Source organism: Micromonospora sp. NPDC005205 (assembly GCF_040608275.1).
Lineage (GTDB): Bacteria > Actinomycetota > Actinomycetes > Mycobacteriales > Micromonosporaceae > Micromonospora.
In genome coordinates, this window is record NZ_JBEXHV010000001.1 from 309,815 (window position 1) to 335,883 (window position 26,069).

At 72.4% G+C, this 26,069-nt stretch carries 25 protein-coding genes and 1 pseudogene; 12 read left to right on the plus strand and 14 right to left on the minus strand.

The annotated features are described in order from the left end of the window. Positions 1 to 17: 17 nt before the first annotated feature. Complete coding sequence (locus ABZU43_RS01470; RefSeq protein WP_355004633.1) at positions 18 to 437, minus strand: hypothetical protein; 420 nt, start codon at positions 435 to 437, stop codon at positions 18 to 20. A gap of 117 nt (positions 438 to 554) precedes the next feature. Next, positions 555 to 1,049, minus strand: coding sequence for a GNAT family N-acetyltransferase (locus tag ABZU43_RS01475; protein ID WP_355004634.1), 495 nt, complete (start codon positions 1,047 to 1,049; stop codon positions 555 to 557). A gap of 48 nt (positions 1,050 to 1,097) precedes the next feature. Here ABZU43_RS01475 and ABZU43_RS01480 point away from each other — a divergent pair, with 48 nt between their 5' ends. Next, on the plus strand, positions 1,098 to 1,979 hold the full coding sequence (locus ABZU43_RS01480; protein WP_355004635.1) for an LLM class flavin-dependent oxidoreductase: 882 nt from the start codon (positions 1,098 to 1,100) through the stop codon (positions 1,977 to 1,979). A 63-nt stretch (positions 1,980 to 2,042) separates the two neighbouring features. Here the strand turns inward: ABZU43_RS01480 and ABZU43_RS01485 are convergent, their stop codons facing one another. Genes ABZU43_RS01485 through ABZU43_RS01495 form a run of 3 tightly spaced genes read right to left on the minus strand, consistent with a single transcriptional unit; the run spans position 2,043 to position 4,163 of the window. Further along, a complete protein-coding gene (locus ABZU43_RS01485; protein WP_112700111.1) occupies positions 2,043 to 2,474 on the minus strand; it encodes an ASCH domain-containing protein in 432 nt (143 codons plus the stop codon). Positions 2,475 to 2,531: 57 nt separating this feature from the next. Continuing rightward, complete coding sequence (locus ABZU43_RS01490; RefSeq protein WP_355004636.1) at positions 2,532 to 3,578, minus strand: questin oxidase family protein; 1,047 nt, start codon at positions 3,576 to 3,578, stop codon at positions 2,532 to 2,534. 33 nt (positions 3,579 to 3,611) lie between these two features. Then, the gene (locus tag ABZU43_RS01495) at positions 3,612 to 4,163 is read right to left on the minus strand and encodes a phosphoribosyltransferase family protein (RefSeq protein ID WP_355004637.1); all 552 of its coding nucleotides are present in this window, start codon (positions 4,161 to 4,163) and stop codon (positions 3,612 to 3,614) included. Between the two features lie 187 nt (positions 4,164 to 4,350). On the opposite strand from ABZU43_RS01495, the gene ABZU43_RS01500 reads away from it, so the two are divergent. The 4 genes from ABZU43_RS01500 to ABZU43_RS01515 all read left to right on the plus strand — a co-directional run bounded on the left by ABZU43_RS01500 (position 4,351) and on the right by ABZU43_RS01515 (position 8,668). Continuing rightward, positions 4,351 to 4,989, plus strand: a complete 639-nt coding sequence (locus ABZU43_RS01500; RefSeq protein WP_355004638.1) for a septal ring lytic transglycosylase RlpA family protein — start codon at positions 4,351 to 4,353, stop codon at positions 4,987 to 4,989. Between the two features lie 104 nt (positions 4,990 to 5,093). Then, entirely contained in the window at positions 5,094 to 6,218 is a 1,125-nt protein-coding gene (locus ABZU43_RS01505; RefSeq protein WP_355005166.1) for a PP2C family protein-serine/threonine phosphatase, read from the plus strand. Positions 6,219 to 6,347: 129 nt separating this feature from the next. Then, positions 6,348 to 8,204, plus strand: a complete 1,857-nt coding sequence (locus ABZU43_RS01510) for an acyl-CoA dehydrogenase (RefSeq protein ID WP_355004639.1) — start codon at positions 6,348 to 6,350, stop codon at positions 8,202 to 8,204. 194 nt (positions 8,205 to 8,398) lie between these two features. Continuing rightward, positions 8,399 to 8,668, plus strand: coding sequence for a DUF6458 family protein (locus ABZU43_RS01515; protein ID WP_030487564.1), 270 nt, complete (start codon positions 8,399 to 8,401; stop codon positions 8,666 to 8,668). 49 nt (positions 8,669 to 8,717) lie between these two features. On the opposite strand, the gene ABZU43_RS01520 is transcribed toward ABZU43_RS01515, so the two are convergent. After that, a complete protein-coding gene (locus ABZU43_RS01520; RefSeq protein WP_355004640.1) occupies positions 8,718 to 9,257 on the minus strand; it encodes a histidine phosphatase family protein in 540 nt (179 codons plus the stop codon). Between the two features lie 112 nt (positions 9,258 to 9,369). Here ABZU43_RS01520 and ABZU43_RS01525 point away from each other — a divergent pair, with 112 nt between their 5' ends. Continuing rightward, positions 9,370 to 9,657: a DUF6458 family protein gene (locus ABZU43_RS01525; RefSeq protein WP_355004641.1), complete on the plus strand. Its 288-nt coding sequence runs from the start codon at positions 9,370 to 9,372 to the stop codon at positions 9,655 to 9,657. A 485-nt stretch (positions 9,658 to 10,142) separates the two neighbouring features. Here ABZU43_RS01525 and ABZU43_RS01530 read toward each other — a convergent pair whose 3' ends face one another. Then, on the minus strand, positions 10,143 to 10,820 hold the full coding sequence (locus ABZU43_RS01530; RefSeq protein WP_355004642.1) for a hemolysin III family protein: 678 nt from the start codon (positions 10,818 to 10,820) through the stop codon (positions 10,143 to 10,145). A 107-nt stretch (positions 10,821 to 10,927) separates the two neighbouring features. On the opposite strand from ABZU43_RS01530, the pseudogene ABZU43_RS01535 reads away from it, so the two are divergent. The 4 genes and pseudogenes from ABZU43_RS01535 to ABZU43_RS01550 all read left to right on the plus strand — a co-directional run. Then, positions 10,928 to 11,146, plus strand: a pseudogene (locus tag ABZU43_RS01535) (allophanate hydrolase subunit 1); the annotation flags it as partial. A 312-nt stretch (positions 11,147 to 11,458) separates the two neighbouring features. Beyond that, positions 11,459 to 11,929, plus strand: a complete 471-nt coding sequence (locus ABZU43_RS01540; RefSeq protein ID WP_355005167.1) for a carboxyltransferase domain-containing protein — start codon at positions 11,459 to 11,461, stop codon at positions 11,927 to 11,929. Then, positions 11,926 to 12,789 carry a biotin-dependent carboxyltransferase family protein gene (locus ABZU43_RS01545; protein ID WP_355004643.1) on the plus strand — a complete coding sequence of 288 codons (864 nt, stop codon included), beginning with the start codon at positions 11,926 to 11,928 and terminating at the stop codon, positions 12,787 to 12,789. Before ABZU43_RS01540 ends, ABZU43_RS01545 begins: the two co-directional genes overlap by 4 nt. Further along, positions 12,773 to 13,522 carry a 5-oxoprolinase subunit PxpA gene (locus ABZU43_RS01550; RefSeq protein ID WP_355004644.1) on the plus strand — a complete coding sequence of 250 codons (750 nt, stop codon included), beginning with the start codon at positions 12,773 to 12,775 and terminating at the stop codon, positions 13,520 to 13,522. Before ABZU43_RS01545 ends, ABZU43_RS01550 begins: the two co-directional genes overlap by 17 nt. A 34-nt stretch (positions 13,523 to 13,556) precedes the next feature. On the opposite strand, the gene ABZU43_RS01555 is transcribed toward ABZU43_RS01550, so the two are convergent. From ABZU43_RS01555 to pdhA, 6 genes are all read right to left on the minus strand, one after another. After that, the gene (locus ABZU43_RS01555; RefSeq protein WP_355004645.1) at positions 13,557 to 15,389 is read right to left on the minus strand and encodes an NHL domain-containing thioredoxin family protein; all 1,833 of its coding nucleotides are present in this window, start codon (positions 15,387 to 15,389) and stop codon (positions 13,557 to 13,559) included. Positions 15,390 to 15,506: 117 nt separating this feature from the next. Beyond that, complete coding sequence (locus tag ABZU43_RS01560; RefSeq protein WP_355004646.1) at positions 15,507 to 18,224, minus strand: hypothetical protein; 2,718 nt, start codon at positions 18,222 to 18,224, stop codon at positions 15,507 to 15,509. A gap of 343 nt (positions 18,225 to 18,567) precedes the next feature. Continuing rightward, on the minus strand, positions 18,568 to 18,708 hold the full coding sequence (locus ABZU43_RS01565; protein ID WP_355004647.1) for a hypothetical protein: 141 nt from the start codon (positions 18,706 to 18,708) through the stop codon (positions 18,568 to 18,570). Between the two features lie 219 nt (positions 18,709 to 18,927). Further along, positions 18,928 to 20,409, minus strand: a complete 1,482-nt coding sequence (locus ABZU43_RS01570; RefSeq protein ID WP_355004648.1) for a dihydrolipoamide acetyltransferase family protein — start codon at positions 20,407 to 20,409, stop codon at positions 18,928 to 18,930. Beyond that, complete coding sequence (locus ABZU43_RS01575) at positions 20,406 to 21,395, minus strand: alpha-ketoacid dehydrogenase subunit beta (RefSeq protein ID WP_355004649.1); 990 nt, start codon at positions 21,393 to 21,395, stop codon at positions 20,406 to 20,408. Before ABZU43_RS01575 ends, ABZU43_RS01570 begins: the two co-directional genes overlap by 4 nt. Further along, entirely contained in the window at positions 21,395 to 22,570 is a 1,176-nt protein-coding gene (gene pdhA, locus ABZU43_RS01580; protein WP_355004650.1) for a pyruvate dehydrogenase (acetyl-transferring) E1 component subunit alpha, read from the minus strand. The genes ABZU43_RS01575 and pdhA overlap by 1 nt, the downstream gene beginning before the upstream one ends. 524 nt (positions 22,571 to 23,094) lie before the next feature. On the opposite strand from pdhA, the gene ABZU43_RS01585 reads away from it, so the two are divergent. Together ABZU43_RS01585 and ABZU43_RS01590 are read left to right on the plus strand one after the other, a co-directional pair. After that, positions 23,095 to 23,994, plus strand: coding sequence for a hypothetical protein (locus tag ABZU43_RS01585; protein WP_355004651.1), 900 nt, complete (start codon positions 23,095 to 23,097; stop codon positions 23,992 to 23,994). Positions 23,995 to 24,062: 68 nt separating this feature from the next. Then, positions 24,063 to 24,686, plus strand: coding sequence for a phosphatase PAP2 family protein (locus tag ABZU43_RS01590; protein ID WP_355004652.1), 624 nt, complete (start codon positions 24,063 to 24,065; stop codon positions 24,684 to 24,686). A gap of 130 nt (positions 24,687 to 24,816) precedes the next feature. Here ABZU43_RS01590 and ABZU43_RS01595 read toward each other — a convergent pair whose 3' ends face one another. Next, complete coding sequence (locus ABZU43_RS01595; RefSeq protein ID WP_355004653.1) at positions 24,817 to 26,040, minus strand: hypothetical protein; 1,224 nt, start codon at positions 26,038 to 26,040, stop codon at positions 24,817 to 24,819. Positions 26,041 to 26,069 lie beyond the last annotated feature (29 nt).

Sequence of the window (26,069 nt, forward strand, 5' to 3'; positions counted from 1 at the left end):
AGCCGAACGGGATGTCCCTACCGGGAAGAAGTGTGACCTGCGCCACTCGTCGGCTCGGTCAGGTGCCACTCCCCGGCGTGTTCCGGGTCGCGTGACCAGCGCATCCGGGCCTTCTCCTCCGGGCGGGGGCTCCAGTCCCGGTAGGGCGCGAGGGCCACCCGCCAGGCGATCACGGTAAAGACGTAGATGCCCGGGCCGACCAGCCAGAGCAGGGCGTCGCGTCGCCGATAGGAGGCGTACGGCGCGAGCCACGCGGTCGCCGCCATCGGCACCGCGACCGCGCTGAGGTCGGCGAGCGGCCCGCGGCCGAACCGGGACTCGACCAACTCCCGAAGGATGAGGGAGGGAACGACCACCCCGGCCAGCAACGCCACCGTGCGGATCATGCGGAACCGGCGAGCCGGGGGTACGCGGGCGGCAGTTGCTTCGGCGGGCACCACCGGAGGGTACGGGCTGGCCGCGATGGTGGATCTAGTACTGCCGGTCGGCGATCGCCGCTTCGATCCGCAGACCGATGCCAAAGTCGGGCGACGATGGTGCCCCGGACGCCGGCCCTAACCGACTGCCCGCCTGCCCCACGAGGTGCCGGACGGTTCGTAGCCGTGGCGGCGGTAGAAGCGCACCGCGCTCGCGTTCCGGTGGTGGATACCCGCCGACAGGTAGGAGAGCCCGTGCTCGACCGCCCACCGGCCTGCCGCGTCGAGCAGCGCGGAGCCGACCCCACGGCCCCGGGCCTCGTCGAGCACCACAGTGTGGATCTGCGCCGAAGGCTCCGGGCGAAGGATCTGGTGTGCGGGCGGTTCGGGCAGGCGCAGCACCTCGACCATCCCGACCACCTGCCCGCCCTGTTCCGCGACAAGAACCGCGTTCCGGGCGGTCGCGTCGCTGAGGACGGCGGTGAAGTGCTCGATGACCGCCTCGCGCTGCGGCAGGCGGTAGGTGTCAGGGTCGAGCGCCAGGTGCGCTTCGGCGTTCGCCATGCGTAACTCGACGAGCGCCGGCACGTCAGAAAGGCTCGCCGTTCGTACGGCTGCCCCGATCCCCTGCATGAGCGTGATGCTAGGGCGCGGGTGGTCGGCCCGACTAGGGTGGCGATCATGCGGATTGGCATCGTGATCCTTCCGGACCAGCGGTGGGCGGAGTCGCAGCGTCGCTGGCGGCAGGTCGACGAGTGGGGCTTCGACCACGCCTGGACGTACGACCACCTGGGTTGGCGTGACCTGGTCGACGGCCCGTGGTTCGACTCGATGGCCACGCTGACCGCCGCTGCCACGGTGACCTCGCGGATTCGACTGGGCACCCTCGTGGCGTCGCCGAACTTCCGGCACCCGGCCGCGTTCGCCAGGCAGATCACCACTGTGGACGACGTCTCCGCCGGCCGCCTGCTGCTCGGTCTGGGAGCGGGTGGCATCGGCTTCGACTCGGCGGTGCTCGGTGGTGAGACGTTGCCGCCTCGTCAGCGGGTCGACCGGTTCGCCGAGTTCACCGAGTTGTTGGACCTGATCCTGCGGGAGGACGGCACCACCTGGCGTGGGGACTGGTTCGCCGCTGTGGATGCCCGCAACAACCCCGGCTGCGTGCAGCAGCCTCGGGTGCCGTTCGTGGTGGCCGCCAACGGGCCACGGTCGATGCGGTTGGTGGCCCGCTTCGGGCAGGGGTGGGTGACCACCGGCACCGGTGACGACAACGACCTGGCGGGTTGGTGGGCCAGTGTGTCGGCGCTGTCGGCGCGGATGGACCGGACCCTGGACGAGGCCGGCCGTGACCCGGCCAGCCTGGACCGCTACCTCTCGTTGGATGCCGCGCCGGTCTTCTCGCTCAGCAGCGCACAGTTCTTCGCCGACCAGGTCGGCCGCGCCGCCGAGCTGGGCTTCACCGACGTGGTGACGCACTGGCCACGCGCCAGCAGTTGGTACGCCGGTGACGAGGCCGTCCTGGTGGACGTGGCGACGCGGCTGCTGCCACAACTACGCGCCTGAGCCCGCCAGGCCGACACGTCGGCCCGGTGGGCAGCCAGCACCGATCCGGTTGGGAGCGCCGCGTCAGGTACCGAGGTCGCCGCTGGCCACACCGCCCTCGCCGCCGGAAACCAGGCGGAAGCGCAGGCAGACGATCGGGGTGTCGCCGTCGACCGGCGTACCGAGCCGCGCCCAGTAGGTCGAGTGCCCGGCCCGCCACTCCTCGATCGAGCGGTCACCCTCGCCCTCGGCGTGGGCGAAGTCCCAAGGAACGTCGGCGAAGCGGACCACCTCGACTCCGGTGATCTCCACGACGCCGGCCAGCGCGTTGTCGTCGTCGACCAGGGCCAGGCGTTCGCCGACGTGCTCCAACTCCTCGCCTTCTTCCGCGTACTCGGCGAGTCGGCCGGCCGTCGCGGTCTTCACACCGGCCAGCACCAGGGTGTTGAGGGTCGACCGCAACTCGCCGGGGGTGCCGAGGGCGAGGGCGCGCAGTTCACCGATCCGAGGCCACATCCTGCCGAGGCTAGGCCAGGGCGACCCCGGTCGCCGCCGCAATACCCGTCGCCCCGCTCAGATCAGTTGGCCGGCGTAGCCGGGTGCGGTGAGGAGCCGCTCGTCGGCACTGGTCGCGTACGCGTCGAGGATCGCGTCGGCGAGCTTGACCACGTGCTCGTCGCCGTGGCGGGCCGCGCGGGCGAAGACCTCCGACGGCGTCGCGGGGGTGACGGTCGGTGGCGCGATGCCGGTGGCCGGGGCGTACACGGAGGTCATGGCCGCCGTCGCGGCCCAGGCCGCAGCGAAGCTCGGCGCCCACAGAGCCGAGTCAAGTGCCGGCAGGGTACGCAGCACGGCGGTCGGCGCGGTGACCGCGTGTACCAGCATGACCGGGTTGGTGTGCCCGAAACGCAGGTAGTCCAGGCCGGCCCGGTGCACCAGCGCGGTGAGCCCCCGCTGCGCTTCGGCCGGGCTCCGCGCGGGGCGCAGCGCAGCGAGCGCAGGCTCCCACCGGGGTACGGCCGGCAGCCGGCCCAGCCGGTCCCGGACCCCTCCGGTCTGGTCCTCGATCCGGGGCAGCCCGGCCAGCGCGCCCGCCACGTCGATGTCGTCGGTACCCGGCTCGTCGGGATCGTCGGTGAACAGCCGGTCGGTGCCGGGGATCGGCTGCCAGCGTGCCGCCCAGTAGCCGAGGGCCTGGCCCAACTCGGTGAGCCGCCGTGGGTTCTCCTCGTCCGCTTCGAGCGCGCGTACGGCGTGCCCGACCCGGATCACGCCGTGGGTGGCGCCGGCGGCGATGCCCGGCAGCAGCCGGGGCCACCAGGTGCCGAGCACGTCGCGCCACTGGTGTTCGCGCAGCTGCCGGTCGAAGTAGGCCAGCCAGTCACCGGCGCGTTTGGGGTCTCCGAGCGCGTCCCGCCAGTCGTCGATCGGGTGCAGCCCTCGGGGCAGCTCGTCGAGTCGCCCGAGGTAGTCGTCGAGCCAGCGGTGCACCCGTTGCTGGTGCCCGTGCCGGACCAGCGCCTCGACGGCCATCGGCCCGTGGTTGGACAGCCAGCCCTCGAACTCCGGGCCGGTGTGGTGCAGTCGTTCGTACGCCTCGTCCAGTGTTCCCTCGCTCATCCACCGATCGTCGTTCTTCAACCTCGCTTGAGGTCAACCCGGCAGATCCGCGGCGTCGATCAGGCCGGTTATCCGTAGGTCGGCCGCGACCTCGGGCGGGCAGTCCACGGCCACCACGGCGGTGCCCAGCACCTCGGCGCCCCGGGCGGCGCAGATGTCGTAGAGGGCGTGCAGCTGCGCGCCGGTACGCACCCAGTCGTCCACCACCAGCACCCGGTCGTCGGGGCCGAGGTGTCGGTCCCGTACGGCGAGGTCCACCCGTCGGCCCCGGTAGTCCGGTGGGCTCTGTGCCCAGGTGAGTGGCCCGGCCGGCAGGCGTCCGTCACCGGGCTTGTGTGCGGCCACGAAGCCGACCCCGAGGGCGGTGGCGGCCAACGGCCCGAGCAGCAGCCCGGTGACGGCCGGCGCGAGCACCACCGTTGGCCGGGCGGCCCGGTACGGCGCTACCAGGGCCGGCCCCAACTCGGCCAGCACCGCCGGGTCCCGCCACCAACCGGAGATGTCGCTGACCAGGTGACTGGTGCCCGGGCCGGGGTCGATCCATTGGAACAGGGCGGCCAGGCGTTCGGTCAGATCGGCGGGCATCCGCTCATCCTGCGGCACGGGCGGCGGGCGCGACGGCACCCGGGCCACCCGGCCCACCCCGGGTCGGATGATCGGCTACACGTACCTGTGCAAATACGCGCATACCACCATGATCACGTTGACTTCGGAAGTGCTTCTCTCGTTACGGTCCGATCCGGTTTGTTCAGACGACGAAAGGACCGGGCCGGTGGCAGGCAAGCACTCTCGTACCCGCATCTTCTCCTCCCCGGCGGGCATTGTGGCCACCGCGGCGGTCGGCGTCGCCCTCGCCGTCGGCGGCACGGTAGGTGCCGTGCAGTTGGTCTCCGGCCCCGACCAGTCCGGGCAGGTGGCTCTCGACCTCACCCCGACCACCGCCGCGAGCCGCCTCACCCCCAGCTCCCCGGCCGCCACCCCGAGCGTCAGCGCCTCGCCCAGCGTGACCGCCAGCCCGTCGGCGACCCGGTCGCAGCAGGCCGCCTCCCGGGGCAGGGAACGCACCACGTCGCCGAAGCCGAAGCCGAAGCCGACCGTCAAGAAGACCACGGCCGCGGCGAAGGTGCTGGAGAGCGGTTCGTGCGGCGCCTCGTTCTACTCCGACGGGCAGCTCACCGCCAACGGTGAGTCGTTCAACCCCGACGCGCTGACCGCCGCGCACAAGACGCTGCCGTTCAACACCAAGGTCCGGGTGACCAACCCGGCCAACGGCAAGTCGGTGACGGTGCGGATCAACGACCGTGGCCCGTTCATCGACGGCCGCTGCCTGGACCTCTCCCGGGCCGCCTTCGCCAGCATCGCCTCGGTCGACGTGGGCGCGCTCACCGTCCGCTACGAGGTCCTCGGCTGAGCGGGAGCGGCGACGCCGATTCGGTCGGCCGACTGGGCCGGCCGGACAGAACCTCCTCAGACGACGGGTCAGGTTCATTCACCGGTTCACGTGGATCAGGCAAACTGTCTCTCGTACCCACGCGACTCCTCCAGTCGGGCCGTCGCCCGCTGAGCCCCGGATCCCGCGCCGGCCTCGGCGCGGCCCTCGTTCTGCTCGCGATCGTCTCGGCGGTGGAGGCGGCGGACGGCCGTAAGGTGCACTACGTCGCGCTCCTGGCGGCCGCGCCGGTTGTCGCCGCCGCCCTGGCGTCCTGGCTGGTGGTCCTGGGGGTGGGCGTCGCGGCGACACTGATCGGCGCCGGCTTCGCGCTGGTCGCGCCGAACGTTTCGTTGGCCACCTCGGTCAACGTTGTCGCGGTCGCTCTCGTCACCGGAATGGCAGTGGCGGTGGCCTGGGTTCGCCAGCGGCAGGCCGAGCGGATCGTGGAGCTGACCAAGCTCGCCTCGGTGGCCCAGCAGGCTGTGTTGCGCCCGCTCGGGCCGCAGGTCGGCACGCTCTCGGTCGCGGGACGCTACATCTCCTCCACAGCGACGGCCGAGATCGGCGGCGACCTGTACGAGGCGATCGACACGCCCTACGGCGTCCGCATGATCATCGGTGACGTGCGGGGCAAGGGCCTGGACGCGGTCCGGCTGGCCAGCATCGTCCTCGGTTCCTACCGGCACGTGGCGTACGAGCGGGCCGACCTGCGGGCGGTCGTCGCCGACCTGGACCGCGCGGTCGCCCGCAACGTCGGCGACGAGGACTTCGTCACGGCGGCACTGGTCGAAGAACGTGGCGGCACCCTCACGATCGTCAACTGCGGGCATCCGCCACCGCTGCTGCTACGTCGAGGTGCGGTGATCCCGCTGGAACCGCCGGCCCCGGCGCCTCCACTCGGGTTCATGCCGGTGGTCCGCCCCCGGGTCGAACGCCTGGAACCCGGGGACCGGCTGCTGCTGTTCACCGACGGTCTCGGCGAGGCACGGCGGGACGGCGAGTTCTTCCCGACCGCCGACCGGGCCTGGCGACTGCTCGGCCATGGCACGGTCGCCGACGGGCTGGCATCGCTGGAGACCGCCCTGGTCGAGTGGGTGCACGGTCGGCTCGACGACGACATCGCGCTGGTTCTGATGGAGTACGTGGGTGCCCGTGCCGGCGCTGCCGTCGCCGTCCCGAGCTGGGAGGTTGGCGCCGCCGAGAGCTGACCCGGCCGACCGCGCCCGCAGGTGTGTAATGGCCGTCACTTGGGTGATCCGCTTGTCGCTGCCTACCCGTGAGTAATACAGTCGGGGTTACTGATCGGTAACACCTGTCCGGAAGCGGGGCCAGCGAGCATGACCCACTACAAGAGCAACCTGCGGGACCTTGAGTTCAACCTGTTCGAGGTCTTCGGGGCGGACCAGGCGTTCGGCCAGGAACCGTACTCCGAACTCGACGCCGACACCGCCCGCAGTTTCCTCTCCGAGCTTGATCGCCTCGCTCGCGAGGACCTGGCCGCCAGCTACACGGACAGCGACCGCAACCCGCCGGTGTTCGACCCGGCCACGCACACCGCGCCGCTCCCGGAGTCGTTCAAGAAGTCCTACCAGGCATTCATGGACTCCGAGTTCTGGCGTCTGGACCTGCCGCCGCACCTGGGCGGCACCAACGCCCCCCGCGCCCTCTGGTGGGCCCTCGCCGAGCTGGTGCTCGGCTCGAACGCCCCGATCTGGATGTACGCCTCCGGCCCGTCCTTCGCGCACGTGCTGGAGGTCGAGGGCAACGAGCAGCAGAAGCGGTGGGCCAAGCTCTTCATCGACAAGCAGTGGGGCTCCACCATGGTGCTCACCGAGCCGGACGCCGGCTCGGATGTCGGCGCCGGCCGCGCCCGTGCCATCCAGCAGCCGGACGGCTCCTGGCACATCGAGGGCGTGAAGCGCTTCATCACCTCGGGTGAGCACGACCTCAGCGACAACATCGTGCACTACGTGCTGGCCCGCCCGGTGGGTGTGGAAGGCGTCGGTGGCGCCGGCACCAAGGGCCTTTCGCTCTTCGTCGTGCCGAAGTTCCACTTCGACGAGACCACCGGCGAGCTGGGCGAGCGCAACGGCGTCTACACCACCAACGTCGAGCACAAGATGGGCCTGAAGGTCTCCAACACCTGCGAGCTGACCTTCGGCGAGCACGGCGTACCGGCCAAGGGCTGGCTGCTGGGCGACAAGCACGACGGCATCCGCCAGATGTTCATGATCATCGAGTACGCCCGGATGCTGGTCGGCACCAAGGCCATCGCCACCCTCTCCACCGGCTACCTCAACGCCCTGGAGTACGCGAAGAACCGGGTGCAGGGCGCCGACCTGGTCCAGCAGGCGGACAAGACCGCGCCGCGGGTCACCATCACCCACCACCCGGACGTGCGCCGCTCGCTGCTGCTGCAGAAGTCGTACGCCGAGGGCCTGCGTGCCCTGGTTCTCTACACCGCCACCTGGCAGGACAAGGTCGCCATCGCTGAGGCGGCCGGCGACGAGAAGGCCACCAAGCTGGCCAAGCGGGTGAACGACCTGCTGCTGCCGCTGGTCAAGGGCGTCGGTTCGGAGCGGGCGTACGAGATGCTCGGGCACGAGTCCCTGCAGACCTTCGGCGGCTCCGGGTTCCTCCAGGACTACCCGCTGGAGCAGTACGTCCGGGACGCCAAGATCGACACCCTGTACGAGGGCACCACCGCCATCCAGAGCCTGGACCTGATCTTCCGCAAGATCGTTCGGGACAACGGCAAGGCCCTCATGGCGGTCGCCGGCGAGATCCAGGAGTTCATCTCCACCGAGGCGGGCAACGGCCAGCTCAAGGAAGAGCGGCAGGCGCTCGGCAAGGCGCTCGGCGAGGTGCAGAACATCCTCGGTGTGATGACCGGCTGGCTGGGCGAGGCGCAGGGCGGCGAGACCCGCGCCCTCTACAAGGTCGGGCTGAGCAGCCGGCGCTTCCTGCTGGCGATCGGTGACCTGGTGGTCGGCTGGCTGCTGCAGCGGCAGGCCGAGGTGGCGCTCAAGGCGCTGACCGGCGAGGTCTCCGCCAGCGACAAGGCGTTCTACACCGGCAAGGTGGCAGCTGCCCGATTCTTCGCCCGTGAGGTGCTGCCCCGCATCGGCGCCGACCGGCGGATCATCGAGGGTGCCGACCTCGACATCATGGATCTCCCGGAGGAGGCCTTCTAGGTCCTGTGCCGGGTCGCACCACTCGGCACCGACGGCCGGCGGGGCATGTTGCCCCGTCGGCCGCCGCCGTTTGGACCTGACGGTGGGCACGTATTGACCGCGCCCGGTCGGGTATGCCGCTGCCGTGGCGGGTAACCGTCGCGTGACCTCGAAAGGGAACGCCCAGAGCCACCGCACGGGGGAGTGCAGCGCACATGGGTGTAGGAAGCGGCATTTTTCTCATCGCGATCGGCGCGATCCTGACCTTCGCGCTGAGAGCCAACGTCTGGTGGATCGACGTACGCGCGGTCGGCTGGGTGTTCATCCTGGCCGGGCTGGCCGTACTGCTGACCACTGTCTGGTTCTGGCAGGACCGGCGCAAGCGGGCTCGAACCCTCATCGTGGAGGAGAACCGGCTGTCTCATCCGACGGCGATGATGCCGCCACCGCCGGACCCGCCGCCACCAACCGCGCCGCCGTCCTGATCCCCGCACGACGCGTACCCCTGAGCCACCCGTCGGATCGGCGGGTGGCTCAGTCGCGTGCGGTGTGCCGAGCCGTGAGCGGCGCGCCCGCCCTGCTCAACTCCGCCCAGCCCAGCGGGCAGCGGTGCACCGCCAGCTCGGCGGTGCGCAGACCCTCGTCGTGAACTCCCTCGGGGTCGAGGAGCGCGGAGAGCAGCGAGATGCCGGGATTGTGGGCAATGAGTAAGGCTGAGCGGGCCGCCGGGTCCACAGTGCGGACCAGCGACAACAACTCCTCGGGGTGCGCGTCGTACGCACCCGGCTCATAACGGACGGTCGGGCGAGGACCGGTCGGGCCACCCTCCGGCGGTGAACCGGTCATCCCCATCGCCACCCCGTGCCAGGTCTGGCGGGTGCGTCGGGCCGTCGAGCAGATCACCACGTCGGGCAGCAGCCCCTGGTGCGCCAACCAGGCCCCAGCCGCAGCCGCGTCGGCGTTCCCGCGTGCGCTCAACGGCCGCTCCGCGTCGTCCGCCGCGTCGTTACCCTGCTCGGCCTTCGCATGCCGCAGCAACACCAGTGTCCGTGTGTCGGGGTCGGCGTCCGTCATGCCCCCAGCTTGCCCGATTGGCGATCTCCGTGCCTGGGTAAGTCGATGGATGCCGCACCCCTACCGACGGCCGCGGCGCGACGTACGCCAGGTTAGAGCCGAGGAGCGAGACATGGGCATTGGTGGCAGCATCTTCTTGATCGCGTTGGGCGCGATCTTCGCGTTTGCAGTGGAGGCCGACCTGGGTTGGCTGGACCTGGCCGTGGTCGGCTGGGTGCTGATGCTTGCCGGCGTCGCCGGCCTGCTCGCCACCCTCTACTTCTGGAACAGCCGCCGCCGCCCGGTAGTGGCCGCGCCGGTTCGCGAGGAGCGCGTGGTCGCCGACCGCGTCGTGCCGGTTCAGGACGACCAGGTCGTGCAGGAGTACCGCGAGGTGCGTCGGCCGGGCCGACCGGTCTGATCCTCGCCCACACACTCCGGGGTCCCGCAGCGTCTGCGCGCCCCGGCTCGCGTCTGCGCGCCCCGGCTCGCGTCTGCGCGCCCCGGCTCGCGTCTGCGCGCCCCGGCTCGTGTGCGCGCCTCGGTTCGTGTGCGCGCCTCGGCTCGCGTGTGTGCCCCGGGGACCGCCAGCACCCCGCTACCCCTGAGGTGCGGACCCGATCCCTCAAGCGGCGATCGGCCGAAGATCGTGCTCGATCCAGACAGGGCTCTCGGGTGCGCGCGCCGATCTTGCACTTTCGGTCGCCGAGAAGTGCGGAATGCTCCTTAAGTCAGGACAGTAAGTGCAAGATCGCGGCACGGGCACAGCCCGGCCTCGTCGATCATGGGGTTGTGGTGCCTGGTTTGGTGCTGTGCGGGCCGCTTTGTAACCCACCACAACTCCATGATCGACGAGGCGGTGCGGGGTTGCCGGGACCAGCCGCGCTCGGGGTCCTGGCGGTTGGGTCAGGCGAACAGCGCGAAGTAGATCGCGATGTGGTGACAGAGCGCCGCCAGCAGGGTGCAGGCGTGGAAGAACTCGTGGTGGCCGAAGACGGTCGGCCACGGGTTGGGCCGGCGCAACGCGTAGAAGACTGCGCCGACGCTGTAGATCGCGCCGCCGACGATCAGCAGCACCAGCGCCGCGACGCCGCCCCCGTGCAGGATCTCCGGGAGCATTGCCACCGCCACCCAGCCCAGCGCCAGGTAGAGCGGCGCGGACACCCAGCGTGGCGCGTGCGGCCAGACCACCTTGACCGCAACGCCGGCCAACGCGCCACCCCAGACCAGGGCCAGCATCACGGTGGCTGGCCGGGGCGCGAGCAGCATCGCGCAGAGCGGTGTGTACGTGCCGGCGATGAACACGAAGATCATCGAATGGTCCATCCGGCGCATCACCTGGTAGCCGCGCTCCGACCACACCCGGCGGTGGTACAGCGCGCTCGTGCCGAAGAGCCCGCAGACCGTCAGGCTGTAGATGAGGCAGCTCACCAGGGGTGCCCACCCCGGCCGGGTGGCGGCGATCGAGCAGAGCACGATGCCGCAGACCAGGGCGACGAAGAAGGCGTACGTGTGCAGCCAGCCGCGCATCCGGGGCTTACCGATGTCGACCGGCTTCAGGCGAAGCGGGGCGGAGGTGGTCACCTGATCAGGTTACGGCACCGTAGGTTACTTGTAAGTAGTGGCGTTGGTGACACCCGGCACCGTCACCGTGAACACCGGATCGGCACGGCATCGGCGAGGATGAGCGGATGCGGATCCGACAGGTCGGGGCGCACGCCCTGCTACTCGACTGCACCGCCCCCGCCGACACCCCCGAAGCCGTGGCCGACATCCCGGAGGCCGCCCTTGTCGAAGCGTGGCGGGCCGAGCTGTGGCGGCGTCGGGAGCGGGGCGACCTGATCGCCGTGGAGATCGTGCCGGCGGCCCGGACCGTGCTACTCGACGGCCTGCCCGACCCGGCCACCACGACCGAGCAGCTGACCCGTTGGGCACCCGCCGCCGCCGCCGCCGCCGCCGCCGCCGCCGCCGCCGCCGCCGCCGCGATCACCCGCCCACACCAAGCCAATCCCGGGGCCAATCCCAAAGTCGCCGCCCAAGCCCACGCCGCCCAAGCCCACGCCGCCCAAGCCCACGCCGCCCAAGCCCACGCCGCCCAAGCCCACGCCGCCCATGCTGGTGCCCACACCCAAACCCACACCCACGCCGCCCACACCCACGCCGCCCACGCTCGCGCCGCCCACGCCAAAGCCCGCGCCGACGACGCCGACGCCCGCGCCGACATCGAAACCGACGCCGGAGCGGACAATGACGCCCGGGCCCGAGGCGCAGCCGAACTCCGCGACGCCACAGCCGAAGACGGGTCCGACGACGCGGCGGACGTGTTCGTGCCGGTCACCTTCGACGGGCCGGACCTGGCGGCGGTGGCGGAACACTGGGGCGTGGACGTGCCGGCAGTGCGGCACAAATTGACCAGCACGCGGTTCCGGGTCGCCTTCTGCGGGTTCGCCCCCGGATTCCCCTACCTGACCGGGCTGCCCGCCGAGTTGGCGCTGCCCCGGCTGGCCACCCCCCGTCCCCGGGTGCCGGCCGGCTCGGTCGCGTTGGCGGGCCCGTACGCCGGCATCTACCCGGGCGCCTCCCCGGGCGGCTGGCTGCTGGTCGGTCGGACCGACCTGGTGCTGTTCGACGTGGCCGCGGACCCGCCGGCCCGACTCGGTCCGGGCACCACGGTGCGCATGGTGGCGGCGTGACCCGCCCGGCCGTCATCGAGGTGATCCGCGCCGGTGCGCTCACCACTGTGCAGGACCTGGGCCGGCCCGGCTGGGCGCACCTGGGCGTACCCCGGTCCGGCGCCCTCGACCCGGGTGCCCTGCGGTTGGCCAACCGGCTGGTCGGCAATCCGGAGCACGCGGCCGGCCTGGAGATCACCCTGACCGGCTGCACAGTGCGGTTGACCCGGGCCGCCACGGTGGCGGTCACCGGCACCGAGGTCCCCGTCCAGGCGGGTGCTCGGCCCGGTGACACGGGACGCCCGCTCAGCGTGCCGGCCGGGACGGTGCTGCGGATCGGTCCCGCCCGGCGGGGCGTACGGAGTTGGCTGGCGGTGGCGGGCGGCATCGACGTGTCACCGGTGCTCGGGAGCCGGGCCACCGACACCCTCTCCGGGCTCGGCCCGCCCCGGCTACGGGATGGTGACCTGCTGCCGCTCGGTGATCCGGTCGGCACCCCGGCACCGGTGGATTTGACAGTGTGCCCCACGCCGCCTGAAGAGCTGCACCTGACGCTGGGTCCCGGTCCTCGCGAGGACTGGTTCACGCCGACGGCGTTCGACCGGCTCTTCGGCAGCGCGTACACCGTCAGCCCGGTGAGCAACCGGGTCGGTGCGCGGCTCGCCGGCGCGGCGCTGCCCCGTGCGGTGGCCGGCGAACTCCCCAGCGAGGGCATCGTGCTCGGCGCGGTGCAGGTGCCGGCGGACGGGCAACCCCTGATCTTCCTCGCGGACCATCCGACCACCGGTGGATACCCCGTCATCGGGGTGGTCACCGACGTGACCCCGCTCGCGCAGGCCCGGCCAGGTACTACCGTCAGATTCCATGGACCTCAACGCTGATCTGGGCGAGGGATTCGGCATCTGGCGACTCGGTGACGACGAGGCGCTGCTGAGCCTCGTGACCTCCGCCAACGTCGCCTGCGGCTTTCACGGCGGCGACCCGTCGACAATGCGGCGGGTCTGCGAGGGCGCCGCGCGACGCGGGGTCGCGGTGGGCGCGCAGGTCGGCTACCGGGACCTGGCCGGCTTCGGCCGGCGGCACATCGCGTACGACTTCGCCGAGCTGCGCGACGAGGTGACCTACCAGTTGGGGGCGCTGGACGCGTTCTGCCGGTTGTTCCGCACCCGGGTCCGCTACCTGAAGCCGCACGGCGCGCTCTACCACGCGGCCAGCACCGACGAGTCCCAGGCGGCGGCGGTGGTCGCCGCCGTCAGCGGTTACGACCCGGAGCTGCCCGTACTCTGCCTTCCCGGTTCGACGCTCGCCCAACTCGCCGTGGGCGCTGGCCTGCCAGTGGTTGCCGAGGCGTTCGCCGACCGCGCCTACCTGCCCAACGGGGCGCTGATGCCGCGCGGCACCCCCGGCGCGGTGATCACCGACCCCGAGCAGATCGCCGAACGGGCGGCGCGGATGGCCACCGAACGCAGCGTGGTGGCTGTCGACGGCACTGTCATCCCCTGCTCGGTCGACTCGATCTGCGTGCACGGCGACACGCCGGGCGCGGTCTCCGCCGCCGAACTCGTCCGCGCCAGCCTGATCGACGCCGACATCACACTGGCCCCGTTCGCCTGACCGGAGGGGCCCAGCTGGGCCCCTCCGAATCACGTCAGGCGTCCAGGCCGCGAAGCACCAGCGGCAGCCGGGTCACGGCGCCGTCGACCACCCGGACCGGTACACCCCAGTCCTGTCGGGTCAGGTGGCACGCCGCGTGCTCGACGTCCGCGTCACAGGTCGCCGCCTGCGCGGTCACCTGGAGCACCCCCGCGGTGACCTCGCCGTTGAGCACCAGCCGGCGGGACAGCTCGGTGCCCGTGCCGGCACCGTCCACCAGCAGTTCCGGTGGGGACGCGGAGACCACCAGCCGGGTCGACGGCCCGTACGTCTCGTCCAGCTTCTGCCCCGGCGCGGGGGTGAAGACGATGTCCAGGGTGACCTCGCCGGCGGCGACGTCGGTCGGCTTGCGCTCGGTGCGGTGCCGTGGCCCGTCCACAGTGCTGGCACCCGCCGCCGACAGGGCGCCGGGGGCGAGCCGGGTCAACCGGTGTGCGGCGGACTCCACCACCAGCACCTCACCGGACGGGGTGAGCACCAGGTCGCTCGGCTCCGCCAACCCGTCGGCGACGGTGGAGACCTGGTTGCTGGCCGGGTCGAAGCGGCGCACCGCACCGTTGTACGTGTCCGCGATCAGCACCGAGCCGTCCGGCAGCGCGCACACGCCCAGCGGGTGCTGGAGCAGCGCCGACTCCGCCGGGCCGTCCACGTGCCCGAAGTCGAACAGGCCCTGACCGACGGCGGTGCCCAGCACACCGTTCTCGACGTACCTGATCGAGCTGGTCTCGCTGTCGGCCACCCAGAGCCGGGTGCCGTCGGCGGAGGTGGAGAGCCCCGACGGCTGGGCCATCCACGCCTCGGCCAGCGGGCCGTCGCGCAACGCCTCCACTGTGGTGCCGGCGTACATGCCGGCGGTCCGCTTGATCGGGTCGAACCACCAGAGCTGGTGGATGCCGGCCATCGCGATGATCAGCTTGTCGTCGTACCAGGCCAGGTCCCACGGCGACGAGAGGTCGACGGCGAACGCGTCGTGGGCGTGGTCGTCGACCTCAGCGCGCCACTGCCGCCCACTGCCGGCAACGGTGACCACCTCCCCGGACTCCAGCCGTACGCCGCGCAGCAGGTGGTTGACGGTGTCGGCCACCACCAGGTCGTAGCCGGCCACCTCGGCGACGTGCGTGGGCAGCACGCACACGCCCTGCGGCTCGGAGAACGTCGCCGCCGCGGCCGGGCCGTCCGCCCGGCCGCGCTCGCCCGAGCCGATCCGGCGCACCGGCGTCTCGCCGTCCGGGTCGACCTCGACCAAAGAGTGTCGGGCCGAGTCCGAGACCAGCAGGTTGCCGTTGGGCAGCAGCACCGCCTTACCCGGGAAACGCAGCGCCGTCTCCGGTGCCGGCGGCGGGACGTACGGGCCGTTCCCCCGGTGCAGGGTGCCCTTGGCCTCGTGGGTGGTGATCAACTCGTCGATCAGTCGGGCCAGCCCCTCGGCGTGCCCCTCGCCGGCCATGGTGGCCACCACGTAACCCTCGGGGTCGATCACCGACAGGGTCGGCCAGGCCCGGGCCGCGTACTGCTGCCACATGTCCATCTCGGGATCGTCGAGTACGGGGTGGTGCACCCCGTACCGCTCCACCGCGGCGGCGAGCGCGTCGGCGTCCTTCTCGTGCTCGAACTTCGGCGAGTGCACGCCGATGACGACGAGCACGTCGCCGTACTTCTCCTCCAGCGGGCGCAGCTCATCGAGCACGTGCAGGCAGTTGATACAGCAGAACGTCCAAAAATCCGCGATTACGATCTTGCCGCGAAGGTCGGCGAGCTTGAGGTCGCGTCCACCGGTGTTCAGCCAGCCCCGACCGCGAAGTTCGGGAGCCCGTACTCGTGCGCTCATGCACCCATCGTGCCTGACCACCGGCCCGCGCCCGGCCGGAGGGGGCGAGATTCGGTACCACCTGCGGGTACGACGACGGCGGGGTCACGGTTGCCCGTGACCCCGCCGTCGGTGCGGCTACTTCGCGGCCGGCTTCAGGCAGAGCACCCGGTTGGCACCCTCACCCGGCAACACCACGTGGGGCTGCGTCGTGTCGGTGCACTTCTCCTTGGCGTCCACCTTCGAGACGATCGTGAACGCGCCCGCCTCGCCGCAGTCCGCCGCCGAGGCGCCGGCCTGCCCGGACTGCTTCACGCAGGTGCCGACCGCCGGGTCGAAGGCCGGTGTGTCGTTCCCGCCGACCTTGCCGAGCAGGAGCAGCAGGCCGAGCGGCACCGCCAGGATGAGCATCGCGGCGATCAGCACCGCGGCCAGCACCCGGCCGTTGCGTACCTTCGGCGTCGGGGGCTCCACCTTCGGCTCGTCGACGGCGTCCGGCTTGAACGCGTCGAACCGGCCATGGTCCGACTGGCCGGCCTCCTGGCCCCAGGACGGCGTGGGCTGCGGCGGTGGCGGGAACGACGGCGGGAAACCGCCGCCCGGCACCGGTTCGGTCGTCGGCCCGCCGTAGCCCGGCGCGCCGGAGCCCGGGCCGCCGAAGTTCGGCGCACCGAAGGTCGCCGTTCCGTTCGGGGTGCCGGCGGCAGACGCCCCGGGGCCGCCGAACTGGTCCGCCGGCGGCTCGGCACCGGAGTGCGGGCGGGTGCCGTTCACCGGCCTGTTGTTGCCCGGGGCGTCGACGAAGGACGGCACACCGGGCGGGAACGCCGGCGGCGCCTCGTTGAACGCGTTCGGTGCGGGCTGCCGGTCGTCGAAGCGCGGATCGGCCGGGGGCTCGCCGCCCCAGCCGGGCCCAGCCTGCCGCTGCGCGTCGTTCTGCCAGTCGGGTGCGGGCTGCTGCCGCTGCGCGTCGTTCTGCCAGTCGGGAGCGATCTGCCGCTGCTCCTCGTGCTGCCAGTCGGGCGTGGCCTGTCGTGGCGCGTCGTTCTGCCACTCCGGAGCACCCTGACGGTCGGCGCCCGGGTCGCCCTGGAACGCCTCCGGCTCCGGCTCGGCCTCGGGCTCCGGTCGTGCCGGACGGCCGTACACCCGGGGTTGCGGGTTGGCCGTGCCGGTCGGTCGGATGGCCTGGTCGGTCGGGGGCATCACCCTGCTCGCCAGCGGCACCGAAGCGCTCGCCGTGGCCCGGGCCGCCGCGCCGGCTGCCGACTCGGCGTCCGACACCGGTACGACCGCGCGGCCTGCTCCGGACTCGGGCGAGGTGCGCGGGGCGGGTACCACCGCGCCGCTCACGGAGACGTCCTCGGGGCGGCCACCGTACTGCGCGGCGGCGTCCGGGGTCTCCCGCTCGGCGTAGGCGGGCTGCTCGGGGATCGGAGCGAACTGAGCCTGGGGCGCGTAGTCGGACGGCGGGACGGCAGCCAGGCTGGCACCCGGGACGCGCTGCTCCTGCGGGGGCAGCGGCACCGCGTTCGCCGGCGAGATGCCCGGCGCGGGCCCGGGCTGGTAGGCCGGTGCCTCGTCGCCGCGGTCCGCCTCCCAGCCTCCACGGGACTGGGCGGAAGCTTCGGCCTCCGCGCGACCCCACACCTCACCGGGGGCCCACGGCTCGGCCTCCGGCACGCCGCCGGAGTTGCCCTGGGCGGCGTTGTCCGGGCCGGCGGCCCAGTTGGGCGCGCCGCCGCTGGTGGGCACGCTGGCGCTGGCACGGGCGGGGAGGTTGCTCGGCTCCGCCGGGGTCCACCCTGCCTGCTCCGGCCGCTCGGTCGGCTGCTCCGGTTGGGAGAGCACCCAGTCGGGCTGCTGTGGACGGCCCTCGGCCTCGGCCCAGGCGGCCGGCTGCGCGGGCTGGTCCTGCCGCGCGTCGTTGCCGTCGTTCCACGATGCGGGCTGCGCCTGCTGCTGCGCGGCCCACCCGCCGGAGTTGGCCGGATCGTCCTGCGCGGGCCAGTTCGTGGCCGGGGCCGGGACCTGGGCGGCGCCACGGGCCTGGCTCGGCTGGGCGGCCTGACCCCAGCCGGGGGCGGGCTGCTCGGTCGCTTCGGCGGGCTGGCCCCAGGCCGGTGGCGACTGCTCCGCCGGCGTCCACACCGGCTGGTCGTCGCGGGCGGCGCCGGCGGCGGGCCAACCGCCGTTGCCGGTGGCCTGCTCCTGCTGGGCGCCGCCGGACCAGCCGGCGGCCTGCGGTGCGTCGGATTGCGGAGATTCGGTCGCCCGCCAGTCGGCTGCGGGCGGGTTGGCCTGGGCCGCGCCGCCCCAGCCGCTGGCCGGGTCCTCCTGGGCGGGCCAGGCGGCGGTGGCCGGGGGAACCTGCGCGGCGCCCCGTGCGGCTGGCTGGGCCTGCACCCAGTCCGGCTGCTCAGCGGGGGCGTTCGGGGTCCAGGTCGGAGCGGGTGCGCTCTGCTCGGCGGGCGTCCAGCCCTGCTGCTGCGCGGCCCAGGGTTCGGGCTGTGCCGGGGTCGGCGCGCCGTCGTTGCCGGACCATGCGCCGGGCTGCTGCTGCGGCGGCTCGCTCGCGCCACCACCGGCGGCCCAGGCGGGCTGCGCCGGGTCGTTGGGCTGCGCGGCGGCGGCACCCCAGGCGGGGGCCGGCGGCTGCTCAGGCTGGGTCGCCCATGCCGGCGCCGACGGGTTCGGTCGCGTCGGGGGCGGGGGTGCCCAGCCCAGGTCGGGGCCGGCGGCGTTCTGGCCGTTGTCCGGCTGCGCCGGGCGGTCGCCGTACGGCGCCGGTCCGCCGGCGCCCGGTGACACCTCGTCCGGCTCCTGGCCGGGTCGGTGCGGGCCCTCGGACGTCATGGGTGCGCCTCCTCCATCACATGTCGGCTCGCCGGTGCCGATCGGTCTCCTCGGCGTGGCTGCCGGCGTCACCGGCGTACCGCTGTGCCGGCTCCCCGCACGGTATCGGGTGGTGGCACGAACCGTCCAAGGAGCACTGCTCGTCACTCACCGTGGCCGGTTGATGTCGAGCAGTTCCTGTCGGCTCGGCCTCTGCCGGGTCGGCGGGCGGCGACCGAAGCCCACCGTACCGGGCGCTGCGGCAGGGCGGAATCCCGGTGGTGGTGTCTGGGAAACGCCGATGGCCCACCCGGTGGGCCGGGTGGGCCATCGATCTGGAGGAGGTGAGGAATGTAGTGGAGCGTCAGCTCATGTGACGCTGGGCGATGACGAGGATTTCCTCGCGAACCGCCGGCGAGTTCGCCGAGCGCAGCGCGTGCTCGATGGCACGGGCGCGGCGGGTCGCGTCGCGGTGGTTGCGGATTCGCTCGATCATGCTGCTCATTGGTGGGTCCCCCTAGCTATTCGGTTGTCAGCCCCTGATGCATCTATTCAACAGCAGAAGCCGGCGAAATTCCATCGATTATTAGGTGAGCTGAGACACCTGCCTAACAATCAAAGGTCAACAGGCCGCTTGGCCGACGGTTCCTTCGCTCAACGGGCACGGCCGGTGTGCCGGGCGTTAACCCGTGGCACACCGGCCGTGGCTGGCGTTCTGAGACGATCAGGTCCAGGCGAGCAGCGCCGCCTCCGGATCCGTGAGGAAGTCGCCGACGTCCCGCAGGAACTTCGAGCCCAGCTCACCGTCGATGATCCGGTGGTCGAAGCTCAGCCCCAGCGTGGTGACCTGGCGAACCTTGACCTTGCCCTTGTGCACCCAGGGCATCTCCCGCACCGCGCCGAAGGCCAGGATCGCGGACTCACCCGGCGGCAGGATCGGTGTGCCGGTGTCCACCCCGAACACGCCGACGTTGGTGATGGTCAGGGTGCCGCCGGACATGGCCGCCGGCGAGGTGCGGCCGGACTTCGCCGTCTGCACCAGGTCGGTCAGCGCGTCCGCCAACTCCCGCAGCGAGAGGCGGCCGGCGTCCTTGACGTTCGGCACGATCAGGCCGCGCTCGGTGGCCGCCGCGATGCCGAGGTTGACGTACTCCTTGACCACGATCTCGTCGCCCGCCCAGGTCGAGTTGACCATCGGGTGCCGTTGCACCGCCAGTAGCACCGCCTTCGCCACCAGCAGCAGCGGCGAGACCCGTACGTCGCGCCACTCCCGCCGGCCGCGCAGCCGGTCCAGTGCCTTCATCGCCCGGGTCACGTCGACGGTCAGGAACTCCGTCACGTGCGGGGCGGTGAACGCCGAGCGGGACATGTTCTCGGCGGTCAGCTTGCGGACGCCCTTGACCGGGATGCGCTGCTCCCGGTCCGCGCCGAAGCTGGGCGCCGTCGTCGCCGCGATCGGCTCGGCAACCACAACGCTCGCGCCGTTCGCCGCCTGCTGCACGTCCTCCCGGGTGATCGAGCCGAGCGGCCCCGACCCGGTCAACGTGCCGAGGTCGACCCCGAGATCCTTGGCGAGCTTGCGCACCGGCGGCTTGGCCAGCACGGCTCCCCCGCTTGCCCCGCCGCGTCGATCATGGACTTGTGGTGCCGGAATCGTGGGAGTCGGGGCCGGTTTGTGACCCACCACAACTCCATGATCGACCCCAGCGGGGGCGGCGGGCTGCGCGGGGGCGGCGTTCTTGCGGGGGCGGCGCTTCGCGGCGGTCGTTCGCGGGCCGTAGCCGACCAGCACCGCCGTCCGCCCGCCCGGGGCCGCACCGCCGATCAGACCGGGTTCGATCATGCCCTCGGCCGGTGCCACCTCCACCGCCGCCAGCGAGGCCGCCGACGGGGTGGGCAGGTCACCGCTGGGCGTGGCAGTGGTCGACAGCGCCTCCAGCGGCCCGGCACCCGGGTCGGTGTCGATCGCGATGATCGGCGTACCGACCTCGACCGTGGTGCCCTCCGGGTGGTGGATCGCCTGGACCTGGCCGGCCCACTTCGCCGGGATCTCCACGGCCGCCTTCGCCGTCTCCACCTCGACGATCGGCTGGTTCAGCTCGATGGTGTCGCCGACCTTGACCAGCCAGGCCAGGATCTCGCCCTCGGTCAGCCCCTCGCCCAGGTCGGGCAGGTTGAACGTCTTGATCCGGGACATGTCGCTCACCAGCCGAAGGTGCGGTCGACGGCGTCGAGCACCCGATCGAGGTCGGGCAGGTACTCCTCCTCCACCCGGGCGGCCGGGTAGGGGGTGTCGAAGCCGGTCACCCGCAGCACTGGCGACTCCAGGGAGTAGAAGCACTCCTCGGTGATCCGGGCGGCCAACTCGGCGCCGAGGCCGATGTTGGACGGCGCCTCGTGCACCACGACCACGCGGCCGGTGCGCTTCACCGACTCGTACGCCGCGGTCAGATCCAGCGGCGAGAGCGAGCGCAGGTCGATGACCTCCAGCTCCCGGCCGTCCTCGGCGGCGGCGGTCGCCGCCTCCAGGCAGGTCCGCACCATCGGACCGTAGGCCAGCACGGTGACGTCGGTGCCGGGCCGCACGACCCGGGCCGAGTGCAGGGGGTACGCGTCGGACAGCGGCGCGTCCAGGTCGACCTGGCCCTTCTCCCAGTAGCGCCGCTTGGGCTCCAGGAAGACGATCGGGTCGTCCGAGGCGATGGCCTGCTGGATCATCACGTACGCGTCCTGCGGGTTGGAGCAGGTCACCACCTTCAGGCCGGCGGTGTGCGCGAAGTACGCCTCCGGCGACTCGGAGTGGTGCTCGACCGCGCCGATGCCGCCGCCGAACGGGATCCGGATCACCATGGGGATGCTGAGCTTGCCGCCCGAGCGGTAGTGCATCTTCGCCACCTGCGACACGATCTGGTCGTACGCGGGGTAGACGAAGCCGTCGAACTGGATCTCGCAGACCGGCCGGTAGCCGCGGATGGCCAGACCGACAGCGGTGCCGATGATGCCGGACTCGGCCAACGGGGTGTCGATCACCCGCTGGTCGCCGAAGTCCTTCTGCAGACCGTCGGTGATCCGGAAGACGCCGCCGAGCTTGCCGACGTCCTCGCCCATGATGATGACCTTGGGGTCGTTCTCCAGGGCGCGGCGCAGACCGGTGTTGAGGGCCTTTCCGATGGTGAGCGTCTCCGTGGCCATCAGTGGGCGCTCCCCTCGAACGACTCCATGTAGCGGCTGAACTTCGCGCGCTGCTCGTCGAGCAGCGGAGACCCGTTGGGGTAGACGTTGTCGAACATCGTCACCGGTTCCGGGTTCGGCATCTCGAGCACCCGCTCACGCAGGTGCACAGACTCGCGGCGGGCCTGCTCGTCGACCTCGGCGAAGAAGCCCGCGTCGGCGATCTGCTGCTTCTCCAGGAAGGCCTTTACCCGGGCGATCGGGTCCTTGGCCTGCCACGCCTCGACCTCGCTGGCGATGCGGTAGCGGGTCGGGTCGTCGGAGGTGGTGTGCGCGCCCATCCGGTAGGTGTACGCCTCGATCAGGCTCGGGCCCTGCCCGAGGCGGGCGTTGTCCAGCGCGGTGCGGGTGACCGCGTACGTGGCGAGCACGTCGTTGCCGTCCACCCGTACGCCGGGGAAGCCGAAGCCGGCGGCCCGCTGGTAGAGGGGGACACGGGTCTGCCGCTCCAGCGGCTCGGAGATCGCGTACTGGTTGTTCTGGCAGAAGAAGACCAGCGGCGCGTTGAACACGCTGGCCCAGACGAATGCCTCGTTCACGTCGCCCTGGCTGGTGGCGCCGTCACCGAAGTAGGCGATCGCCGCCTCGCCGTCGTCGGTGCCGGTCTTGCCGTCGATGGTGATGCCCATCGCGTAGCCGGTCGCGTGCAGGGTCTGCGCCCCGATGACGATCGTGTACATGTTGAACTTGAACTCGTTCGGGTCCCAGCCGCCCTGGTCGACGCCGCGAAACAGGCCGAGCGGCATGATCGGGTCGATGCCCCGGCAATAGAGGACGCCGTGCTCCCGGTAGGTCGGGAAGGCCATGTCCTGGGTACGCAGCGCCCGCCCGGAGCCGACCTGGGCGGCTTCCTGGCCGAGCAGGCTGGCCCACAGGCCCAGCTCGCCCTGACGCTGGAGAGCGGTCGCCTCGGCGTCCAGCTTCCGGACCAGCACCAGGTCGCGGTAGAGACCGCGGTATTCCTCGTCGGTGAAGTCGACGCGGTACTCGGTGCCGTCCGGCCCGATGGCGCTGTCGATCCGCTCGCCTTCGGGGGTGAGTAGCTGCACCAGCGCGGGGTCGCCGGCCGCGCCCTTCCTGGAGCGGGGTGCAGCCCGCCTGCTGCGGGTGGTGCCCCCGGGGTCGCCCTTTGCCATCGGTGTCTCCCTGTCGTGTCTGCGTCGGCACCGGGGGGTCACCCGGCCGCGCAACTCGTGCGCCTGCCCGGCTGCTGCCGGACCGGTTCCTGGCGGCCGCGCCTAGCCCCGGTGGGGGTTGCCGCACGGCGTGATCCGGGGTCTGGCCGAACCCGGATCGGGAGCGCCGGCGCTCAACCGCGCCTGCCGCGAGGGTGCGCGGAGGTCACGGCTGCGTTGCCGTCGTGCTCCATATTCGCAGAGCAGGTGAGCGCGCCCACAGTACGCCTGCCTCCGCAATCCGACTGCCCATGCTTTGACGCCGTTTGTCGCCATCATGCCGGCCGGCGTTTCCCATGCGTTGCGGCACGATTCGTCACCGTTCGGGCAGCACTGCGTGTCGACACGCAGTGGAGGTTGGCTGACCCAGGGTGACTGCGCCAGGCTGATTCCCGCAGGATCGCGCCTATCGGGTTATTTGTCGGGTTCTACCCTACGGCGGCGTCCATTCATGTCCTCCGACGGCCGACGACTAGGGGTGTGCGGTGTACGAGCCAGGTGACGGTCCCGGCACACCAGCGCTCGGTCGGCACCGGTCGGCTGGCGGCTATCGCCGGGTGGTCGGTGTCCACCGGGCCCCCGGCGCCGGTGGCACCTCCCGCGGTTACCTGCTCACCGTCGCGCTGCTGGCCGGCACGGCGTCGATGCCCATCCTCGCCGCGATCAGCGCGGGCTCGGCCACCCCGGGCAGCAGCGCCCTACCGGACAGCGGCACCCCGTTCATGCCGACCCCGTCCGTCGGGCCGGTGGTGATCCCCATGCCGATGACCAGCCAACCGGCGCTTCCCCCGCTCGGCACACCCAGCGTCGGCCCGACCAGCGGCTGGCTGCCGGCCGCGCCGTCGCACGCGCGGGGAGGGCCCGCCGCTGCCGATCCCGGGCCCGCCCGGTGGACGACCGCCCCGCCGGTGGCACCGAGACCCACGCGGAGCATCTCGCCGCCGGTACCCCCGCCCGTCGCTCCGCCACCGCCGACCGACCCGGACCCGACCGATCCGCCGGACCCGACCGATCCGCCGGACCCGACCGATCCACCGGACCCGACCGACTCGCCGGGCCCGGAACCGACCGATCCGCCAGACCCCACCGGCTCGGCGGACCCGGACCCCACCGACTCGCCGGGCCCTTCCAGCTCGGCCGATCCCGATCCGACCCCGGCCCTGACGGTGGACCCGACGCCCACGCCGACCGACGACGCGACAGCGACCGCCGTGCCGACCAGCACCCGGTCCGTCCCAGCCCCCACACCCACGCCGCCCGCGGTACCGACCCGCCGACCCGGCCCGGTGATCCCGTCGCCGTCGGCCGTCGCCCCGACGCCCAGCGTCAGCCCGGCGCCACTGGCCGGACCGACCTACTCTGCGGTCCCGCCGACGGTACGGTGACGATCAGGCGCGACCCGTCCGGCGGCGGCGGCGGCGCTCGGCGGTAGGCGCGTACCGGAGGGGGTGGCGTGGGCGGCGGTGCGGAACCCCGCCCGGTCACCATCCGGCCCGGCCCGGGGCTCCGGATCGCCCGGCTGGTCACCGAGGTGACCGCCCCGGCGGTGCTCGTGTCGCTGCTGATCATCACGGTGAGCTGGCGCAGCGCCAGCCGCCCCGGTCAGGGCCTCGTCTGGGGTCTGCTCGCCACTCTCTTCGTCACCGGCATTCCGTTCGCCTACATCGTCGGCGGGGTACGCCGGGGCCGGCTCACCGACCACCACGTCGGCCGCCGGGAGCAGCGCCGGGCGCCGCTGCTGGTCGGCCTCGGTGCGGTCGCGGCGGGGCTCGCCCTGCTCGCCGTGCTCGGCGCGCCCCGCCCGCTGCTGGCACTGGCGGTGTCCGGCCTCGTCGGCCTCGTCGTCGCCGTGTCGGTCAGCCACTGGTGGAAGATGTCGATCCACTCGGCGGTGGCCGCCGGGACGCTGGTCATCCTGATGCTGACCTTCGGGACCCGGCTGGTCGTCGCCGCACCGCTGCTGGCGGTGGTCGGCTGGTCCCGGGTACGGCTGAAGGACCACACGCTGGCACAGGTGCTGGCCGGAGGTGCGCTCGGCGCCCTGATCGCCGCGGTGATCTTCGGTTCGCTGCGCTAGCCCGACCCGAAACCTGCGGCGCTGCCTGGGCCCAGGACCCGCTGCGCTGGCTCGACCCACGCGGGCCCAGGAGGGCGATGCCGGCCGGGCCGAGGGCGAGCGGCGCGTAGCCGCCCACCCTCAGACGCCGTCAGGCGCCGTCGTCGGCGAGGCGGTGGCGGTTCGCCTCGATCCACGCGTCCAGCGCGGCAGGGTCGTCCGGGTCCACCCCGTCGGCCATCAGCTGCGCCACCGCGGCGGTGGCCGCGCTGCGCCGCTCACCGGTCGAGTAGAGGCGGGCGAACTCCGGCACCATCTCCTCGATCGCCTCGTCGGTGCGCGTCGTCGCCGCCTCGGGCAGCCCGCGCTGGCGCGACGCGTACCGCGCCCAGGCCCGCAGCACCCGGGGGAGCATCGCCGCGTCGTCCATGTCCAGCACGGCCCGGCGGTGCACCCAGTCCAGCAGGAAGAGCCCGGACACCGCCGGACTCCAGCGCATCGGGTCGGCGTCCGGGAAGCTCGCCGAGTGGTCCAGCAGCAGGCTCAGGCAGAAGTGCAGCGAGGCCAACTCCGGACCGTCGACGGCATCCAGCCCGAAGCGGGCGGCCTCCGGCGCGGCGAGGAACCGCCGGACCAGGTCGGTGCGCTCGGCTGCGGAGAGCGGCTCGACCTCCGCCGGACCGGTCGGGTCGGCAGCGGTGGGCAGCATCGCCAGCCGGGCCCCGACCAACGCCCGGTCGGTGGCGAGCGACCCTTCGCCGGGCAACTCGCCCAGGTCGTCGGTGACCGCCAGATGGCGAGCCACCTCGCCCCGGAACCGGGCTGGATCTTCGGTACGGAACCAGGTCAGCTCGTCGTCGGCGCACATCTGCCGGACCTGGTCCAGGATCCGTTCGGCCGGCCCGCCCACGAAGATGTCCTTGGTGATCCCGATGTTGTGGTCCACCAGGGCCACCAGCGCGTGCTCCGAGCCGCCGGACTCGTCGTCGTAGGCGAAGGTCGCGAGGTAGGAGGTCTGGTCGCCGTACACGTCGCCGTACGCCCAGGTGCCGGTGAGGTGCACCCGGCCGAGCTGGGACGTCCAGGCGGGCGCCTGGCTGCCCGGGCGCACCCGATCGGCGCCCTCGGCGGTCGGAACGAGGGTGGCGAAGACCTGCCGGATGGTGGTCGCCGCCGCGACCCTGCGGCGGGCGGTGGCGGCGAGGAAGCCGGTGACGAAATCCCGTACGGCGGCGTCGCGGTCGGTCTCCGCGATCGCGTAGACACTGCCCAGCAGGGCGCTGCCGAGCATCTCGGCGTCGAGGGCGGACTCCAGCTTGGTCACGTCGCGTGCGGCGTGCAGCACCGCGTCGTAGGGGGTCTGAGGCGTGGCCATGCTCCGACCCTACGCCGCCCGGGGCGTAC

What these genes read in the sequence shown, in the direction of transcription:
- ABZU43_RS01490 (WP_355004636.1), bottom strand. Translation starts at nt 3,578, where the DNA reads ATGAGCGAGGGAACACTGGACGAGGCGTACGAACGACTGCACCACACC.
- ABZU43_RS01515 (WP_030487564.1), top strand. Translation starts at nt 8,399, where the DNA reads ATGGGTGTAGGAAGCGGCATTTTTCTCATCGCGATCGGCGCGATCCTG.
- ABZU43_RS01510 (WP_355004639.1), top strand. Translation starts at nt 6,348, where the DNA reads ATGACCCACTACAAGAGCAACCTGCGGGACCTTGAGTTCAACCTGTTC.
- ABZU43_RS01520 (WP_355004640.1), bottom strand. Translation starts at nt 9,257, where the DNA reads ATGACGGACGCCGACCCCGACACACGGACACTGGTGTTGCTGCGGCAT.
- ABZU43_RS01485 (WP_112700111.1), bottom strand. Translation starts at nt 2,474, where the DNA reads ATGTGGCCTCGGATCGGTGAACTGCGCGCCCTCGCCCTCGGCACCCCC.
- ABZU43_RS01475 (WP_355004634.1), bottom strand. Translation starts at nt 1,049, where the DNA reads ATGCAGGGGATCGGGGCAGCCGTACGAACGGCGAGCCTTTCTGACGTG.
- ABZU43_RS01555 (WP_355004645.1), bottom strand. Translation starts at nt 15,389, where the DNA reads ATGAGCGCACGAGTACGGGCTCCCGAACTTCGCGGTCGGGGCTGGCTG.
- ABZU43_RS01480 (WP_355004635.1), top strand. Translation starts at nt 1,098, where the DNA reads ATGCGGATTGGCATCGTGATCCTTCCGGACCAGCGGTGGGCGGAGTCG.
- ABZU43_RS01525 (WP_355004641.1), top strand. Translation starts at nt 9,370, where the DNA reads ATGGGCATTGGTGGCAGCATCTTCTTGATCGCGTTGGGCGCGATCTTC.
- ABZU43_RS01595 (WP_355004653.1), bottom strand. Translation starts at nt 26,040, where the DNA reads ATGGCCACGCCTCAGACCCCCTACGACGCGGTGCTGCACGCCGCACGC.
- ABZU43_RS01575 (WP_355004649.1), bottom strand. Translation starts at nt 21,395, where the DNA reads ATGGCCACGGAGACGCTCACCATCGGAAAGGCCCTCAACACCGGTCTG.
- ABZU43_RS01565 (WP_355004647.1), bottom strand. Translation starts at nt 18,708, where the DNA reads ATGAGCAGCATGATCGAGCGAATCCGCAACCACCGCGACGCGACCCGC.
- ABZU43_RS01495 (WP_355004637.1), bottom strand. Translation starts at nt 4,163, where the DNA reads ATGCCCGCCGATCTGACCGAACGCCTGGCCGCCCTGTTCCAATGGATC.
- pdhA (WP_355004650.1), bottom strand. Translation starts at nt 22,570, where the DNA reads ATGGCAAAGGGCGACCCCGGGGGCACCACCCGCAGCAGGCGGGCTGCA.
- ABZU43_RS01550 (WP_355004644.1), top strand. Translation starts at nt 12,773, where the DNA reads ATGGACCTCAACGCTGATCTGGGCGAGGGATTCGGCATCTGGCGACTC.
- ABZU43_RS01560 (WP_355004646.1), bottom strand. Translation starts at nt 18,224, where the DNA reads ATGACGTCCGAGGGCCCGCACCGACCCGGCCAGGAGCCGGACGAGGTG.